Annotated in this window: 12 protein-coding genes; 9 read left to right on the top strand and 3 right to left on the bottom strand. The window is 70.8% G+C overall.

Going from position 1 to position 16,252, the window contains the following annotated elements:
- Positions 1-52 precede the first annotated feature (52 nt).
- The 4 genes from secD to relA all read left to right on the top strand — a co-directional run bounded on the left by secD (position 53) and on the right by relA (position 6,237).
- Positions 53-1,852, top strand: a complete 1,800-nt coding sequence (secD, locus tag ACGH52_RS08010) for a protein translocase subunit SecD (protein WP_210976480.1) — start codon at positions 53-55, stop codon at positions 1,850-1,852.
- Positions 1,853-1,855: 3 nt separating this feature from the next.
- Positions 1,856-2,977: a protein translocase subunit SecF gene (secF, locus tag ACGH52_RS08005; RefSeq protein ID WP_059299543.1), complete on the top strand. Its 1,122-nt coding sequence runs from the start codon at positions 1,856-1,858 to the stop codon at positions 2,975-2,977.
- A complete protein-coding gene (locus ACGH52_RS08000; RefSeq protein ID WP_076973499.1) occupies positions 2,974-3,522 on the top strand; it encodes an adenine phosphoribosyltransferase in 549 nt (182 codons plus the stop codon). The genes secF and ACGH52_RS08000 overlap by 4 nt, the downstream gene beginning before the upstream one ends.
- Positions 3,523-3,693: 171 nt before the next feature.
- Positions 3,694-6,237, top strand: coding sequence for a GTP pyrophosphokinase (relA, locus tag ACGH52_RS07995; protein ID WP_076973498.1), 2,544 nt, complete (start codon positions 3,694-3,696; stop codon positions 6,235-6,237).
- Between the two features lie 79 nt (positions 6,238-6,316).
- Here relA and ACGH52_RS07990 read toward each other — a convergent pair whose 3' ends face one another.
- Positions 6,317-7,546 (bottom strand): DUF349 domain-containing protein, encoded by a 1,230-nt coding sequence (locus ACGH52_RS07990; RefSeq protein WP_059299540.1) that lies wholly within the window; start codon positions 7,544-7,546, stop codon positions 6,317-6,319.
- 135 nt (positions 7,547-7,681) lie between these two features.
- The gene (locus ACGH52_RS07985; RefSeq protein ID WP_210976481.1) at positions 7,682-8,509 is read right to left on the bottom strand and encodes a peptidylprolyl isomerase; all 828 of its coding nucleotides are present in this window, start codon (positions 8,507-8,509) and stop codon (positions 7,682-7,684) included.
- Positions 8,510-8,692: 183 nt separating this feature from the next.
- Here ACGH52_RS07985 and ACGH52_RS07980 point away from each other — a divergent pair, with 183 nt between their 5' ends.
- The 5 genes from ACGH52_RS07980 (at position 8,693) to rpsD (ending at position 13,876) form a co-directional block, all read left to right on the top strand.
- Complete coding sequence (locus tag ACGH52_RS07980; RefSeq protein ID WP_059299538.1) at positions 8,693-9,409, top strand: MBL fold metallo-hydrolase; 717 nt, start codon at positions 8,693-8,695, stop codon at positions 9,407-9,409.
- 11 nt (positions 9,410-9,420) lie between these two features.
- Positions 9,421-10,683, top strand: coding sequence for a histidine--tRNA ligase (gene hisS, locus ACGH52_RS07975; RefSeq protein WP_399938350.1), 1,263 nt, complete (start codon positions 9,421-9,423; stop codon positions 10,681-10,683).
- A 196-nt stretch (positions 10,684-10,879) separates the two neighbouring features.
- Positions 10,880-11,542, top strand: coding sequence for a vitamin K epoxide reductase family protein (locus tag ACGH52_RS07970; protein ID WP_059299536.1), 663 nt, complete (start codon positions 10,880-10,882; stop codon positions 11,540-11,542).
- Between the two features lie 69 nt (positions 11,543-11,611).
- On the top strand, positions 11,612-12,967 hold the full coding sequence (locus tag ACGH52_RS07965) for a replication-associated recombination protein A (RefSeq protein ID WP_210976482.1): 1,356 nt from the start codon (positions 11,612-11,614) through the stop codon (positions 12,965-12,967).
- A 294-nt stretch (positions 12,968-13,261) separates the two neighbouring features.
- On the top strand, positions 13,262-13,876 hold the full coding sequence (gene rpsD / locus ACGH52_RS07960; protein WP_003977321.1) for a 30S ribosomal protein S4: 615 nt from the start codon (positions 13,262-13,264) through the stop codon (positions 13,874-13,876).
- A gap of 47 nt (positions 13,877-13,923) precedes the next feature.
- Here the strand turns inward: rpsD and ACGH52_RS07955 are convergent, their stop codons facing one another.
- Entirely contained in the window at positions 13,924-16,113 is a 2,190-nt protein-coding gene (locus ACGH52_RS07955) for an AAA family ATPase (protein ID WP_193777669.1), read from the bottom strand.
- Between the last annotated feature and the right edge of the window lie 139 nt (positions 16,114-16,252).

Genomic DNA, 16,252 nt, shown 5'->3' with positions numbered 1-16,252 from the left:
CCGCCGGTGACGCCTTCTGGGCGCGAAGCGGCCCGAGAGGGAGTACACAAAGGTGGTAGCACCTAAAAAGGGAAAGAGTGCGAGCGCTCAGAGTAAGCCCGGGCGCTCGCTGGCCCTGATCCTGATCGCCATCGTGGCGCTCACTGGAGGCATGTTCGTCTCCGGGCACACGACTCCGCGTCTCGGTATCGACCTGGCGGGCGGCACCAGCATCACGCTCCGGGCCGTGCCGGAGGCGGGCCAGGAGTCCGCGATCAACAAGACCAACATGGACACCGCGGTCGAGATCATGAACCGCCGTGTCAATGGTCTGGGTGTTTCCGAGGCCGAGGTCCAGACCCAGGGCGACCGGAACATCATCGTCAACATCCCCAAGGGGACGAACTCGAAGGAAGCCCGAGAGCAGGTCGGCACCACCGCCAAGCTGTACTTCCGTCCGGTCCTCGCCACCGAGCTGTCCGGCGCCAACGCGACCGGCAGCCCCTCGCCGAGCGAGACCGGCGGCGCCTCGGACAAGGCGACCGACAAGGCCACGGACAAGGCGACCGACGGGGACAAGGCCACCGACGGGGACAAGGCGAGCGGCACGCCGTCCGACTCCGCGTCGGCGAGCGCCACCTCCCAGGGTCGCGCCGCCAGCGGCGCCCTGAAGGCCGACCCCAGCCCGTCCGCGAAGAGTTCGGACGGCGCCTCCCCGTCCCCCAGCACCAGCGCCTCCGGCGACGACGCCGCCGCCAAGCTGCAGCAGCAGTACGCGGCCCTGGACTGCACCGACCAGGGCGCCCGCGCCCAGGCCGGCAAGGGCGCCAAGCCGGGCGAGCAGACCCTGGCCTGCGGCCAGAACTCGCAGGGCCAGTGGCAGAAGTACATCCTCGGCGCCGCCGCGGTCGACGGCACCGAGGTCGACGAGGCCGAGGCCGTCTACAACACGCAGACCGCCGCCGGCTGGACCGTGACGATGAAGTTCACGGACAAGGGCAGCAAGAAGTTCGCCGACATCACCGGCAAGCTGGCGCAGAACCAGTCCCCGCAGAACCAGTTCGCCATCGTCCTGGACAACGAGGTCGTCTCCGACCCCTACGTCAGCCAGGCGCTCACCGGCGGCAACGCGGAGATCTCCGGCAGCTTCGGCCAGGAGGAGGCCCAGAGCCTCGCCAACATGCTGTCCTACGGCGCGCTGCCGCTGACCTTCAAGGAGGACAGCGTCACCACCGTCACCGCCGCGCTCGGCGGTGAGCAGCTCAAGGCCGGTCTGATCGCGGGTGCCATCGGCCTCGCCCTGGTCGTCCTCTACCTGCTGTTCTACTACCGCGGGCTGTCGTTCATCGCCGTCTGCTCGCTGCTGGTCTCGGCCGGCCTCACGTACGTGATCATGGCCTTGCTCGGCCCGACCATCGGCTTCGCGCTGAACCTGCCGGCCGTGTGCGGTGCCATCGTCGCCATCGGCATCACGGCGGACTCGTTCATCGTGTACTTCGAACGCGTCCGCGACGAGATCCGGGAGGGCCGCACGCTGCGCCCCGCCGTCGAGCGGGCCTGGCCGCGCGCCCGGCGCACCATCCTGGTCTCCGACTTCGTGTCCTTCCTCGCCGCCGCGGTGCTCTTCATCGTCACGGTGGGCAAGGTGCAGGGCTTCGCGTTCACGCTCGGTCTGACGACCCTGCTCGACGTGGTGGTGGTGTTCCTGTTCACCAAGCCGCTGCTGACGCTGATGGCCCGGCGCAAGTTCTTCGCCAGCGGTCACAAGTGGTCCGGCCTCGACCCCAAGGCCCTGGGTGCCAAGCCCCCGCTGCGCCGCACCCGCCGTCCGTCCCGTCCTGCCGCCGGCCCTGTCGACCCGAAGGAGGCGTGAGAGATGTCGAAGCTCGGCACACTCGGCGCCCGACTGCACCACGGCGAGGTCGGCTACGACTTCGTCAAGAACCGCAAGATCTGGTACGGCATCTCGATCCTCATCACCATCACGGCCATCGTCGGCCTGGCGGTGCGCGGCCTGCACATGGGCATCGAGTTCCAGGGCGGCGCGGTCTTCACCACCCCGAAGAACATGAGCGCCTCGGTCGCCCAGACCGAGACCTGGGCGGAGGACGCGTCCGGCCACGACGCGATCGTCCAGAAGCTCGGCGACGGCAGCCTCCGCATCCAGATCGCGGGCACCGACACCCAGCAGTCGGACCAGATCAAGGAGGACCTCTCCAAGAACCTGGACGTCCCCGCGGAGAAGATCAACGCCGACCTGGTCGGCCCCAGCTGGGGTGACCAGATCGCCAACAAGGCCTGGCAGGGCCTCGGGATCTTCATGGTCCTGGTGGTGATCTACCTGGCGATCGCGTTCGAGTGGCGGATGGCACTGGCCGCCTTCGTCGCACTGATCCACGACATCACCATCACGGTGGGCATCTACGCCCTCGTCGGCTTCGAGGTCACACCGGGCACGGTGATCGGTCTGCTGACGATCCTCGGTTACTCGCTCTACGACACGGTCGTCGTCTTCGACAGTCTCAAGGAGCAGACCCGGGACATCACCAAACAGACCCGCTGGACCTACGCGGAGATCGCCAACCGCTCGATCAACAGCACCCTGGTCCGCTCCATCAACACCACGGTGGTCGCCCTGCTGCCGGTCGCGGGCCTGCTGTTCATCGGCGGCGGCGTCCTCGGCGCCGGCATGCTCAACGACATCTCGCTGTCGCTGTTCGTCGGTCTCGCCGCGGGTGCCTACTCGTCGATCTTCATCGCCACGCCGCTCGTCGCCGACCTCAAGGAGGCCGAGCCGCAGATGAAGGCCCTCAAGAAGCGGGTCCTCGCCAAGCGTGCCCAGGCGACGGCCAAGGGCGAGTCCGACCGGCCCGCGGACGCCGAGGAGGCGTACGACGCCGACGAGCCCGACGACGCGGCACCCGCGGTGGTCGGCCCCCGCAACCAGCCCGCGTCCCGTGGCAGGGGCCGCGGCCGACCGTCGGGGAAGCGCCGATGACCGGCACGACCGACCTCACCGAGCTGCTCCTCAGCCGCATCCGGGACGTGCCCGACTACCCGGAGCCGGGCGTGGTGTTCAAGGACATCACCCCGCTCCTGGCGGACCCGACGGCGTTCACCGCCCTGACCGACGCGCTCGCCGAGGTCGGCCGGAGCACCGGCGCCACCAAGGTCGTCGGTCTGGAGGCCCGCGGCTTCATCCTCGGCGCCCCGGTGGCGCTCAGGGCGGGCCTCGGCTTCATCCCCGTACGCAAGGCGGGCAAGCTCCCCGGAGCCACGCTCAGCCAGGCGTACGACCTGGAGTACGGCTCCGCCGAGATCGAGGTGCACGCCGAGGACCTCTCCGCGGGCGACCGCGTGCTGGTCGTCGACGACGTCCTCGCCACCGGCGGCACCGCGGAGGCCTCGCTGGAGCTGATCCGGCGGGCCGGTGCCGAGGTCGCGGGTCTCGCCGTGCTGATGGAGCTGGGCTTCCTCGGCGGGCGTGCCCGTCTGGAGCCCGCTCTGGCCGGGGCACCGCTGAAGGCGCTGCTCACGGTCTGAACCGCGCACACCGCACCTGGGGCGGGCCCGGAGGAATCCGGCGCCCGCCCCAGGCGTTGCAGGGGTTGACAGCCCCCACATTGGCCAGAAGGCGATCCTGAAGGGCAGGATCGCTACCATGGGGTATCCGGAGCCTGACCGGGGGACCCGGATCGCGCACGAGGAGTCCTCTTGCCAGACGAGGCCCAGCCACTGACCGCCGCAAAGCCCGAGTCCGCCTCGGCGTCCGCGGCGAAGCCCGCGCCGAGCGCGCCCCAGGCGAAGAACGACACGCACGGGCCGATCCAGCACGCCCCGTCCGCGCCGGTCGACAAGCCCGCCGAGCAGCAGCCGCGCCCCAAGACGCTGCCCGCCGAGCGCCCGCAGAACGCGCCCGTGGTCCGCGCCCCCGCAGGCCAGCCCGCGCGCTCCGGCTCCTCCAACCGCGTCCGCGCCCGCCTCGCCCGCCTCGGCGTGCAGCGCGCCAACCCGTACAACCCGGTCCTGGAGCCGCTGCTGCGCATAGTGCGCGGCAACGACCCCAAGATCGAGACGGCGACCCTGCGCCAGATCGAGCGCGCCTACCAGGTCGCCGAACGCTGGCACCGCGGCCAGAAGCGCAAGAGCGGCGACCCGTACATCACGCATCCGCTCGCCGTCACCACCATCCTCGCCGAGCTGGGCATGGATCCGGCCACACTGATGGCCGGGCTGCTGCACGACACCGTCGAGGACACCGAGTACGGCCTGGAGGACCTGCGCCGCGACTTCGGCGACGTGGTCACCCTGCTCGTCGACGGCGTCACCAAGCTCGACAAGGTCAAGTTCGGCGAGGCCGCGCAGGCCGAGACCGTGCGCAAGATGGTCGTCGCCATGGCCAAGGACCCGCGGGTCCTGGTCATCAAGCTCGCCGACCGCCTGCACAACATGCGCACCATGCGCTACCTCAAGCGCGAGAAGCAGGAGAAGAAGGCGCGCGAGACCCTGGAGATCTACGCGCCGCTCGCCCACCGGCTGGGCATGAACACCATCAAGTGGGAGTTGGAGGATCTCGCCTTCGCGATCCTCTACCCCAAGATGTACGACGAGATCGTCCGCCTGGTCGCCGAGCGCGCCCCCAAGCGCGACGAGTACCTGGCCGTCGTCACCGACGAGGTCCAGCAGGACCTGCGGGCGGCCCGCATCAAGGCGACCGTCACCGGCCGCCCCAAGCACTACTACAGCGTCTACCAGAAGATGATCGTCCGCGGCCGTGACTTCGCGGAGATCTACGACCTGGTGGGCATCCGCGTCCTGGTGGACACCGTCCGCGACTGCTACGCGGCGCTCGGCACGGTCCACGCCCGCTGGAACCCGGTTCCGGGGCGGTTCAAGGACTACATCGCGATGCCCAAGTTCAACATGTACCAGTCGCTGCACACGACGGTCATCGGGCCCGGCGGCAAGCCGGTCGAGCTGCAGATCCGCACCTTCGACATGCACCGCCGCGCGGAGTACGGCATCGCCGCGCACTGGAAGTACAAGCAGGAGGCCGTCGCCGGCGCCTCCAAGGTCCGCACCGACGCCCCCAAGTCGTCCGGCAAGAGCAAGGACGACCACCTCAACGACATGGCGTGGCTGCGCCAGCTGCTCGACTGGCAGAAGGAGACCGAGGACCCGGGCGAGTTCCTGGAGTCCCTGCGCTTCGACCTCTCCCGCAACGAGGTCTTCGTCTTCACCCCCAAGGGCGACGTCATAGCGCTGCCCGCCGGGGCCACCCCCGTGGACTTCGCCTACGCCGTCCACACCGAGGTCGGCCACCGCACCATAGGGGCACGGGTCAACGGGCGGCTGGTGCCGCTGGAGTCGACCCTGGACAACGGCGACCTGGTGGAGGTCTTCACCTCCAAAGCGGCCGGGGCGGGGCCCTCCCGCGACTGGCTGGGCTTCGTGAAGTCGCCGCGCGCCCGCAACAAGATCCGCGGCTGGTTCTCCAAGGAGCGCCGAGACGAGGCGATCGAGCAGGGCAAGGACGCCATCGTCCGCGCGATGCGCAAGCAGAACCTGCCGATCCAGCGCATCCTCACCGGCGACTCCCTGGTCACGCTCGCCCACGAGATGCGCTACTCGGACATCTCCGCGCTGTACGCGGCGATCGGCGAGGGCCACGTCTCCGCGCAGAACATCGTGCAGAAGCTGGTCTCGGCGCTCGGCGGCGAGGAGGCGGCCACCGAGGAGATCGACGAGTCGGTCCCGCCGGCCCGCGGACGCGGCCGCAAGCGGCGGACCAGCGCCGACCCGGGCGTGGTCGTCAAGGGCGTGGACGACGTGTGGGTCAAGCTGGCCCGCTGCTGCACGCCCGTGCCCGGCGATCCCATCATCGGCTTCGTCACCCGCGGCAGCGGCGTCTCCGTCCACCGCAGCGACTGTGTGAACGTGGACTCGCTCTCCCGCGAGCCCGAGCGCATCCTCGAGGTCGAGTGGGCGCCCACCCAGTCCTCGGTCTTCCTGGTCGCCATCCAGGTCGAGGCACTGGACCGCTCCCGGCTGCTGTCGGACGTCACCCGCGTGCTGTCCGACCAGCACGTCAACATCCTCTCGGCGGCCGTCCAGACCTCCCGGGACCGCGTGGCCACCTCCCGCTTCACCTTCGAGATGGGCGACCCGAAGCACCTCGGGCACGTCCTGAAGGCCGTACGCGGTGTGGAGGGCGTCTACGACGTGTACCGGGTGACGTCGGCGCGCAGGCCGTCGTAGGCGGCCGTAGAGGCGCACACACGAGAAGGGCTCCCGTACGCGATGTACGGGAGCCCCTCTCGTGTCCGGTCCGCGACCGTCAGCCGCCGAACTCGTGCAGCCCCTTGAGCGCCTGGTCCAGGAGCGCCTGGCGGCCCTCCAGCTCACGCGCGAGCTTGTCGGCCTTGGCGTCGTTGCCCTGGGCGCGCGCCTGCTCGACCTGGGAGCGCAGCTTGTCCACGGCGGCCTGGAGCTGACCGGTCAGCCCCTCGGCACGCGCGCGTGCCTCCGGGTTGGTCCGGCGCCACTCGGCCTCCTCGGCCTCCTGGAGCGCCCGCTCGACCGCGTGCATCCGCCCCTCGACCTTCGGCCGGGCGTCGCGCGGCACATGACCGATGGCCTCCCAGCGCTCGTTCACCGCGCGGAACGCGGCCCGGGCCGCCTTCAGGTCGGTGACCGGGACGAGCTTCTCGGCCTCCTCGGCCAGCTCCTCCTTGAGCTTCAGGTTCTCCGTCTGCTCCGCGTCCCGCTCGGCGAAGACCGAGCTGCGGGCGGCGAAGAACACGTCCTGGGCGCCGCGGAAGCGGTTCCACAGGTCGTCCTCGTGCTCGCGCTGGGCGCGGCCCGCGGCCTTCCACTCGGACATCAGGTCGCGGTAGCGCGCGGCCGTCGGGCCCCAGTCCGTCGAGTTCGACAGGGACTCGGCCTCGGAGACCAGCCGCTCCTTGATCCGCCGCGCCTCCTCGCGCTGCGCGTCGAGCTGCGCGAAGTGCTGCTTGCGGCGCTTGGAGAACGCCGAGCGGGCGTGCGAGAAGCGGTGCCACAGCTCGTCGTCGGACTTGCGGTCCAGGCGTGGCAGGCCCTTCCAGGTGTCGACCAGGGACCGCAGCCGCTCACCGGCCGCCCGCCACTGGTCCGAGCGGGCCAGCTCCTCGGCCTCGGCGACCAGGGCCTCCTTGGCACCGCGCGCCTCGTCGGACTGCTTGGCCCGCTGGGCCTTGCGCTCCTCGCGCCGTGCCTCCACGAGCGCGACGAGCTTGTCCAGCCGGGTCCGCAGGGCCTCCAGGTCGCCGACCGCGTGGTGCGCGTCCACCTGCTCGCGCAGATGGCCGATGGCGGTCTGGGCGTCCTTGGCGGACAGGTCGGTGGTCTTCACCCGCTTCTCGAGGAGGCCGATCTCGACAACCAGGCCTTCGTACTTGCGTTCGAAGTAGGCCAGTGCCTCCTCGGGGGAGCCTGCCTGCCAGGATCCGACGACCTTCTCGCCGTCGGCCGTCCGCACGTACACGGTCCCCGTCTCATCGACGCGGCCCCACGGGTCGCTGCTCACAGCGCCTCCTCCACATGATGCCTGCGGAGGGCTTCGCTACCCCCGGGCATCGTCCACAGTTTCGTCACGGCCAACATAGGCGACCGGCGGGGGGCCTGTCCGCACCCGCGCGAGTCGAACTTTCGCTGATGAGGGTCAGGATTTCGTGACGGTGGCCTTGTCGATCACGACCGTCGCGTTGGGCGCTCCGTCGCCCTGGCCGGTGCTCTCTCCGGCCTCCGCGATCTTCTTCAGCACGGTCATGCCCTCGTCCGAGATGGTGCCGAACGGCGTGTAGCTCGGCGGCAGCGGACTGTCCTGGTACACGAGGAAGAACTGGCTGCCGCCGGAGTTCGGCTGCCCCGTGTTCGCCATCGCAACGGTGCCCGCCGGGTACGAGTTCGACTTGAGGCTCTTGTCCTTCAGGTTCTCGTCCGGGATGGTGTAGCCCGGACCGCCGTTGCCCTGCCCCGTCGGGTCGCCGCACTGGAGCACGTAGATGCCGTTGGTGGTGAGGCGGTGGCACGGCGTGTGGTCGAAGAAGCCCTTGCCCGCCAGGAAGTCGAACGAATTGACGGTGTGCGGTGCCGCGTCGCCCTTCAGCGCGATGTCTATGTCACCGCACGTGGTCGCGAGCTTCATCGTGTACTTCGCCGACTTGTCGATGGTCATCGCAGGTTCCTTCTTCCAGGTCTGCGGCTTGACCTTGCCCTCGGCGGGCTTCTCGCACGGGTCCGGCGCCTTGCTCGGGGCCGAGGCACTCGGCGTGACCTCCGCGCCCGCGTTCGTCTTGCTGTCGTCGTCGTCCCCCAGGACCACGCCGGTCGTGTACAGCGCGACGCTGCCGATCAGGATCACGCCGAGTACCGACGCGATCGCGGCGTTGCGCATGCGCGACTTGCGCCGCGCGGAGGTGCGTCGCTGCTGCTGCCGCAAGAACTTCTCCCGGGCGAGCTGACGCCGCCGCTGCTCCTGGGTGACCACCGGGTTCTCTCCTCATGCGTCTTCGTGTGCCGACCGGTACGCGTGGGTGCGATGAGCCGACCGTGGGCGTGTAGCCCCGTACCGTATATGGGTTCGCTGAGGAATCGGCACCGCCGGTAGGCTCTGACCATGGGCGCGACACGTGCGCAAGCCCACCCGTACCGACCCAAACGAAGGACGATCGTGCTCATTGCCGGGTTCCCCGCCGGTGCCTGGGGGACGAACTGTTACCTCGTCGCCCCCGCAGCCGGTGAGGAGTGCGTGATCATCGACCCGGGCCACCAGGCGGCCCCCGGAGTCGAGGAAGCGATCCGCAAGCATCGGCTCAAGCCCGTCGCCGTCGTCCTCACCCACGGCCACATCGACCACGTCGCCTCGGTCGTCCCGGTGTGCGGCGCCCACGACGTGCCGGCCTGGATCCACCCCGAGGACCGCTACATGATGAGCGACCCCGAGAAGGGCATCGGCCGCACCATCGGCATGCCGCTCATGGGAGAGCTGACCGTCGGGGAGCCCGACGACGTCAAGGAGCTGACCGACGGCGCGCGGCTGGCGCTGGCGGGCATGGAGCTGACCGTCGCGCACGCCCCGGGCCATACCAAGGGGTCGGTGACCTTCGGCCTGCCCGAGACGGCGGACATCCCGCCGGTCATGTTCTCGGGCGACCTGCTGTTCGCCGGCTCCATCGGACGCACCGACTTCCCCGGTGGCTCCATGGACGACATGCTCGAGTCCCTGGCACGCGTGTGCCTGCCGCTCGACGACTCGACCGTGGTGCTGTCCGGGCACGGCCCCCAGACGACCATCGGCCAGGAGCGCGCCACCAACCCGTACTTGCGGCAAGTGGCCGCAGGCCGCCAAGGGGACAGCGCTGCCGAGGCTCCCCGACGAGGAATGTGACGAGACCTTCCGTGAGCACCTTCAGGGCCCCCAAGGGCACGTACGACCTGCTGCCGCCGGACTCCGCCAAGTACCTGGCCGTCCGCGAGGCGATCGCCGCCCCGCTGCGCAACTCCGGCTACGGCTACATCGAGACGCCCGGCTTCGAGAACGTCGAGCTGTTCGCGCGCGGCGTCGGCGAGTCCACCGACATCGTGACCAAGGAGATGTACGTCTTCGAGACCAAGGGCGGCGACCGGCTCGCCCTGCGCCCGGAGACCACCGCTCCGGTGCTGCGCGCGGTCCTGGAGGCCAACCTGCACAAGGCGGGCAACCTGCCGGTGAAGGTCTGGTACTCGGGTTCGCAGTACCGCTACGAGCGCCCCCAGAAGGGCCGTTACCGCCACTTCTCCCAGGTGGGCGCCGAGGCGATCGGTGCCGAGGACCCGGCTCTGGACGCCGAACTGATCATCCTGGCCGACCAGTCGTACCGCGCGCTCGGCCTGCAGAACTTCCGCATCCTGCTCAACTCGCTGGGCGACCAGGAGTGCCGCCCCGTCTACCGGGCCGCGCTCCAGGACTTCCTGCGCGGTCTCGACCTGGACGAGGACACCCTGCGCCGCGCCGAGATCAACCCGCTGCGCGTCCTGGACGACAAGCGCCCCGACGTCCAGAAGCAGCTCACCGACGCCCCACTGCTGCGCGACTACCTGTGCGACGCCTGCAAGGCGTACCACGAGGAGGTGCGCGAGCTGATCACGGCGGCGGGCGTGGTCTTCGAGGACGACCCGAAGCTGGTCCGCGGCCTCGACTACTACACTCGTACCACCTTCGAGTTCGTCCACGACGGCCTCGGCTCCCAGTCCGCGGTGGGCGGCGGCGGCCGCTACGACGGCCTGTCCGAGATGATCGGCGGCCCCTCCCTGCCCTCGGTCGGCTGGGCCCTCGGCGTCGACCGCACCGTCCTCGCCCTGGAGGCGGAGGGCATCGAACTGGACATCCCCTCCGCGACCTCCGTCTTCGCGGTCCCGCTGGGCGAGGAGGCCCGCCGGATCCTGTTCGCCAAGGTCACCGAGCTGCGCAAGAACGGCGTCGCGGCCGACTTCTCCTACGGCGGCAAGGGCCTCAAGGCCGCGATGAAGGCGGCCAACCGCTCCGGCGCCCGCTACACGCTGGTCCTGGGCGAGCGGGACCTCGCCGAGGGCGTCGTCCAGCTCAAGGACATGGAGTCCGGCGAGCAGACCGCGATCGGCGTCAACGAGATCGTCGCGGAGCTGGAGTCGAGGCTCGGCTGACGGGCCCGGTGTTCCCTCCAGGGGCACGCGCTTCGTTCGCGCGTGCCCCTGGGGAACGGGTGTTGGCCGGAACGGGCCTCCACGGAGTGATCGCCGATCCGTTCATATGTTCATCGAACGGTGGCCATACAGGGTCGTGCGGCACAATGGCCCCTGCCCGAAGCAGGTCCCACTCCCCAGTGACGGAATCGGCGTGATGAGCAAGACGACAGTGAAGGACGTCTCCACCGTGGCAGAGTCCGCGCCGGACAGCGGCACCCGCACCCCGCGCTCCGAGGGCGGCAGCCGCGCGCTCGCACTGCTGCTGGTGATCACGGGCGCGGCCGGTCTGCTCGCCGCGTGGGTCATCACGATCGACAAGCAGAAGATCCTCGAGGCCAAGGTCGCCGGCACCACCTTCACGCCCGGCTGCAGCCTCAACCCGGTCGTCTCCTGCGGCAACATCATGGAGAGCGACCAGGCCTCCGCCTTCGGCTTCCCCAACCCGATGCTCGGCCTCGTCGCCTACGGCATCGTCATCTGCGTCGGCATGAGCCTGCTCGCCCGCGCCACCTACCCGCGCTGGTACTGGCTCACCTTCAACGCCGGCTGCCTCTTCGGCGTCGGCTTCGTCTCCTGGCTGCAGTTCGAGTCCCTGTACCGGATCAACTCGCTGTGCCTGTGGTGCTGCCTGGCCTGGGTCGCCACCATCCTGATGTTCTGGTACGTGACGTCCTTCAACGTCCGCAAGGGCTTCCTGCCCGCGCCGGGCTGGCTGCGCGGGTTCTTCGGCGAGTTCACCTGGGTCCTGCCCGTGCTGCACATCGGCATCATCGGCATGATGGTCCTCACCCGCTGGTGGGACTTCTGGACCAGCTGACGGGGCGGCCGGCCACCCCGGCCCACCGGGCCCGTCGCGTTGTCGGTGCGGTCCTTTAGGGTTCAGAGGGTGGAGCCCGATCTGTTCACCGCCGCAGCCGAAGAACGCCAGGAGAAGGACCCGACCGGCAGCCCCCTCGCCGTCCGGATGCGCCCGCGCACCCTCGACGAGGTCGTCGGCCAGCAGCACCTGCTCAAGCCCGGTTCTCCCCTGCGCCGCCTGGTCGGCGAGGGCGCGTCCGGCCCCGCGGGGCCCTCCTCGGTCATCCTCTGGGGCCCGCCGGGCACCGGCAAGACCACCCTGGCGTACGTCGTCTCCAAGGCCACCAACAAGCGCTTCGTGGAGCTGTCGGCGATCACCGCGGGCGTCAAGGAGGTCCGCGCGGTCATCGACGGCGCCCGCCGCGCGGTCGGCGGGTACGGCAAGGAGACCGTCCTCTTCCTCGACGAGATCCACCGCTTCAGCAAGGCCCAGCAGGACTCGCTGCTCCCGGCCGTCGAGAACCGCTGGGTCACATTGATCGCCGCCACCACCGAGAACCCGTACTTCTCGGTGATCTCCCCGCTGCTCTCCCGCTCCCTCCTGCTCACCCTCGAATCCCTCACCGACGACGACGTGCGGGGCCTGCTCCGCCGCGCGCTGAGCGACGAGCGCGGCCTGGGGGACGCCGTCGCCCTCCCCGAGGACACCGAGGAGCACCTGCTGCGCATCGCCGGAGGCGACGCCCGGCGCGCGCTCACCGCGCTGGAGGCCGCCGCCGGGGCCGCGCTGGACAAGGGCGAGACGGAGATCTCCCTGACCACGCTGGAGGAGACGGTCGACCGCGCCGCGGTGAAGTACGACCGCGACGGCGACCAGCACTACGACGTCGCCAGCGCCCTGATCAAGTCCATCCGCGGCTCCGACGTCGACGCCGCCCTGCACTACCTGGCCCGGATGATCGAGGCCGGCGAGGACCCCCGCTTCATCGCCCGGCGTCTGATGATCTCCGCCAGCGAGGACATTGGCCTGGCCGATCCGAACGCGCTGCAGATCGCCGTCGCCGCCGCCCAGGCCGTCGCCATGATCGGCTTCCCCGAGGCCGCCCTCACCCTCAGCCACGCCACCATCGCCCTGGCGCTGGCCCCCAAGTCCAACGCCGCCACCACCGCCATCGGCGCCGCCCTGGAGGACGTGCGCAAGGGCCACGCCGGGCCGGTCCCCGCGCACCTGCGCGACAGCCACTACAAGGGCGCCGGCAAGCTGGGGCACGGGCAGGGGTACGTGTACCCGCACGACCTGCCCGAGGGCATCGCCGCCCAGCAGTACGCCCCGGACGAGCTGAAGGAGCGGACGTACTACACGCCGACCCGGCACGGCGCCGAGGCGCGGTACGCGGACGCGGTGGAGTGGACCCGCGGGCACCTCGGTCGCAAGCGGTCCTGAGCAGCCTGTAGAATCACCCGGAGTGCCGAGTCCCGTGCAGTCAGAACGGGACACCCGGCCGGGACCCCCAGCGGGTCCCAGGAGCGTCGCGCACCGTCGATAGGTGTCGCGGGCAGCCCACCACCGTCCGGAGTTCCGGAAGCGGTCGGTGGGCCACTCGCGTGCTGCACGTATGTGCCCAGACCAGGGAGCGGCTGCCCGGCAGGTCCACGCGGACCAGGCGGGTTTCCCCGGCTGCGGATTGCGACCTCCCTCAACCCTGACAAGCCGGAATCCAGGAAAGAGACACAGACAGTGGCGAACCAGCCCCGTCCCAAGGTCAAGAAGTCGCGTGCCCTCGGCATCGCGCTGACCCCGAAGGCCGTCAAGTACTTCGAGGCCCGCCCCTACCCGCCGGGTGAGCACGGCCGCGGCCGCAAGCAGAACTCGGACTACAAGGTCCGTCTGCTCGAGAAGCAGCGTCTGCGCGCGCAGTACGACCTCAGCGAGCGCCAGCTCGTCCGCGCCTACGAGCGTGCCTCCAAGACCAACATGAAGACCGGCGAGGCCCTGGTCATCGAGCTCGAGCGCCGTCTCGACGCGCTGGTCCTGCGTTCGGGCATCGCCCGCACGATCTACCAGGCCCGCCAGATGGTCGTCCACGGCCACATCCAGGTCAACGGCCAGAAGGTCGACAAGCCGTCCTTCCGCGTCCGCCCGGACGACGTGGTGCAGGTGCGCGAGCGCTCCAAGGAGAAGACGCTCTTCACCATCGCCCGCGAGGGTGGCTTCGCCCCCGACGGCGAGACCCCGCGCTACCTCCAGGTGAACCTCAAGGCCCTGGCGTTCCGCCTGGACCGCGAGCCGAACCGCAAGGAGATCCCGGTGATCTGCGACGAGCAGCTCGTCGTCGAGTACTACGCCCGCTGATCCAGCCTCCAGGCTGACCGAGCAGGCCGCAGTACACCCGCGGTACCTCAGCCCGCCGTCTCCCCGCCCTTCCGGGTGGGCGAGGCGGCGGGCTTCGCCGTCCGGGCGCCCGCCGCGGCCCGGCCTCCGGCCGTCGGGCGCGGCCCCGGCAGCGAGACGGGCACCCCGGGCCGGCGCAGCGCCCGCGCCACCGCCTCCCGGCGGCCGAGCCGCGTCCCGTGCCGTACGCACTCCTCGTACCGTTCGTCGCCCAGCTGGTCCCGGGACGCCGTCTCGCACAGTTCGTGCGGGGCGTTGTAGTGCGCCGAGCCGAACAGCGGCAGCCCCACCGACGGCCACATCCGAGCCGCAGCCCCCTGCAACACCGCAGCCTCCGCCGCATCGCCCTCCGCCACCGTGACCAGGGCGAGCAGCTCCACCGCCAGCACCGAGCCCAGCTGGTCGCGGAAGCGGTGCGCACTGCCCAGGCAGTCGGTCAGCAGCTCGCGGGCGCGCACCGGCTCGCCGTCGCTCCAGGCCGCGTAGGCCAGCACGTACAGGGCGTAGCCCCGCGCCCAGCGCTCGCCGTGGTCCTCGCACACCTGGCGCACGTCCTCGCACAGGCGCACCGCGTCCGGCAGATCGCCCTGGAACGCCCGGGTCATCGCCAGCTCGACCTGGCCCATCAGCACGTTGCTGTTCAGCTCGCCGATCTCCCGGTAACGGTGCAGTGCGGAGCGCAGCAGCCGCTCCGCGCGCGGCATGTCGTCGGTGACCAGTGCCAGACAGCCCGTGCGGTGCACCGCGTACGCCACCGCCGTCGGGTTCGCCGAGCGCTCCGCCTCCTGGCGGCACTCCTGGAGCACCGCCAGCGCGGGCACCGTGTCACCCTGCAGGATCGCCACGTAGGCGAGCACCCACAGTGCCTTCAGCCGGGACTGCTCGCCCGCCGTCGGCTCCGCCTCCAGCCGCACCGCCTGCTCCAGCCAGTGCCGCCCCTCCGACAGCCGTCCGCAGCCGACCCAGTGGAACCACAGGGCGCCCGCCAGGTACTGGCCCAGGTGGGCCCCGTCCGGCTCGTCCAAGCAGTGCTCCAGGGCGCTGCGCAGATTCGGCAGCTCGGCGTCCACCCGGGCGGCGACCTCGCCCTGGCGCGGCGAGAACCACTCCAGCTCGCACCAGGTGGCCAGGCCCACGTACCAGTCCCGGTGCCGCCGCCGCAGCCGGTCCGCGTCGCCCGTCGCCTCCAGCCAGTCGGCGCCGTACGCCCGTACCGTGTCGAGCATCCGGTAGCGCACCCCGGCCGGGGTCTCCTCGCGGGTCAGCACGGACTGCGCGAGCAGCGCGGAGAGCACGTCGAGGACGTCGTCGGCCGGGAGCCCGTTCCCGCTGCACACGTACTCGGCGGCCTCCAGGTCGAACGGCCCGGCGAACACCGAAAGGCGCGCCCACAGCAGCCGCTCCGGCGGTGTGCACAGCTCGTGGCTCCAGCCGATCGCCGTGCGCAGCGTCCGGTGCCGGGGCAGCGCGGTGCGGTCCCCGCCGGTCAGCAGCCGGAACCGGTCGTCGAGGCGGCGCAGCACCTGTCCCGGCGAGAGCGCGCCCAGGCGCCCCGCCGCCAGCTCGATCGCCAGCGGGATCCCGTCGAGCCGCCGGCACAGCTCGCGCACCTCCCGCTGGTCCGCGTCCGGGTCGGCGTCGTAGCCGCAGGTGACGCTCCGCTGCCCGGCCCGGACCGTCAGCAGCTCCATCGCCTCCTCCGTCCCCAGCGGCGCCAGCGGAAGGAGCCGTTCCCCGGCCACGCCCAGCGGCCTGCGCCCCACCGCCAGCACTCGCAGCCCCGGGGCGCGGCCGAGCAGGTCGCTCACCAGCGCCGCGCACGCGTCCACCAGGTGCTCGACCCCGTCCAGGAGCAGCAGCAGTTCCCGCTCGGCCAGGTGCGCGAGCAGCGTCTCGCGGGGCAGCCGGGTCGTGTGGTCGGTCAGGCCCAGCGCCTCCACGACCGCGTAGTCGACGAACTCCTCGTCCCGCACCGGCGCCAGCTGCACCCGCCACACCCCGTCCCGGGGCGAGCGGCGCGCGGCCGCCCGCGCGGCCAGCCGGGACTTGCCGACGCCACCCGCGCCGGTGACGGTCACCAGCCGTGCGGAGTCCAGCGCCCGGGCCAGCTCCGCCAGTTGCGCCCCTCTGCCCACGAACGCGTCGAGTTCCAGCGGGAGGTTGCCGTGCGGGATGCCGTCGCGCCGATGGTCTCGCATAAGACACGGAGCGTACTGAACCGTATTCACTCCGTACAATCGCTTCGCCGAACTCGACCGCACCGCGCCGCGCGGGACGGGGAATCGGGTGCGGAGCCCCGCGCCCGGCGCGATAGGCTCGGTGCACGACTTTCCCGAT

This window comes from Streptomyces sp. BBFR25 (assembly GCF_044590125.1).
Classification (GTDB): Bacteria; Actinomycetota; Actinomycetes; order Streptomycetales; family Streptomycetaceae; genus Streptomyces; species Streptomyces canus_D.
Note: the sequence above shows the minus strand (reverse complement) of the source record. Positions and strands in the feature narration are given on the sequence as shown.

What these genes read in the sequence shown, in the direction of transcription:
- ACGH52_RS07970 (WP_059299536.1), top strand. Translation starts at nt 10,880, where the DNA reads ATGAGCAAGACGACAGTGAAGGACGTCTCCACCGTGGCAGAGTCCGCG.
- ACGH52_RS08000 (WP_076973499.1), top strand. Translation starts at nt 2,974, where the DNA reads ATGACCGGCACGACCGACCTCACCGAGCTGCTCCTCAGCCGCATCCGG.
- ACGH52_RS07955 (WP_193777669.1), bottom strand. Translation starts at nt 16,113, where the DNA reads ATGCGAGACCATCGGCGCGACGGCATCCCGCACGGCAACCTCCCGCTG.
- secF (WP_059299543.1), top strand. Translation starts at nt 1,856, where the DNA reads ATGTCGAAGCTCGGCACACTCGGCGCCCGACTGCACCACGGCGAGGTC.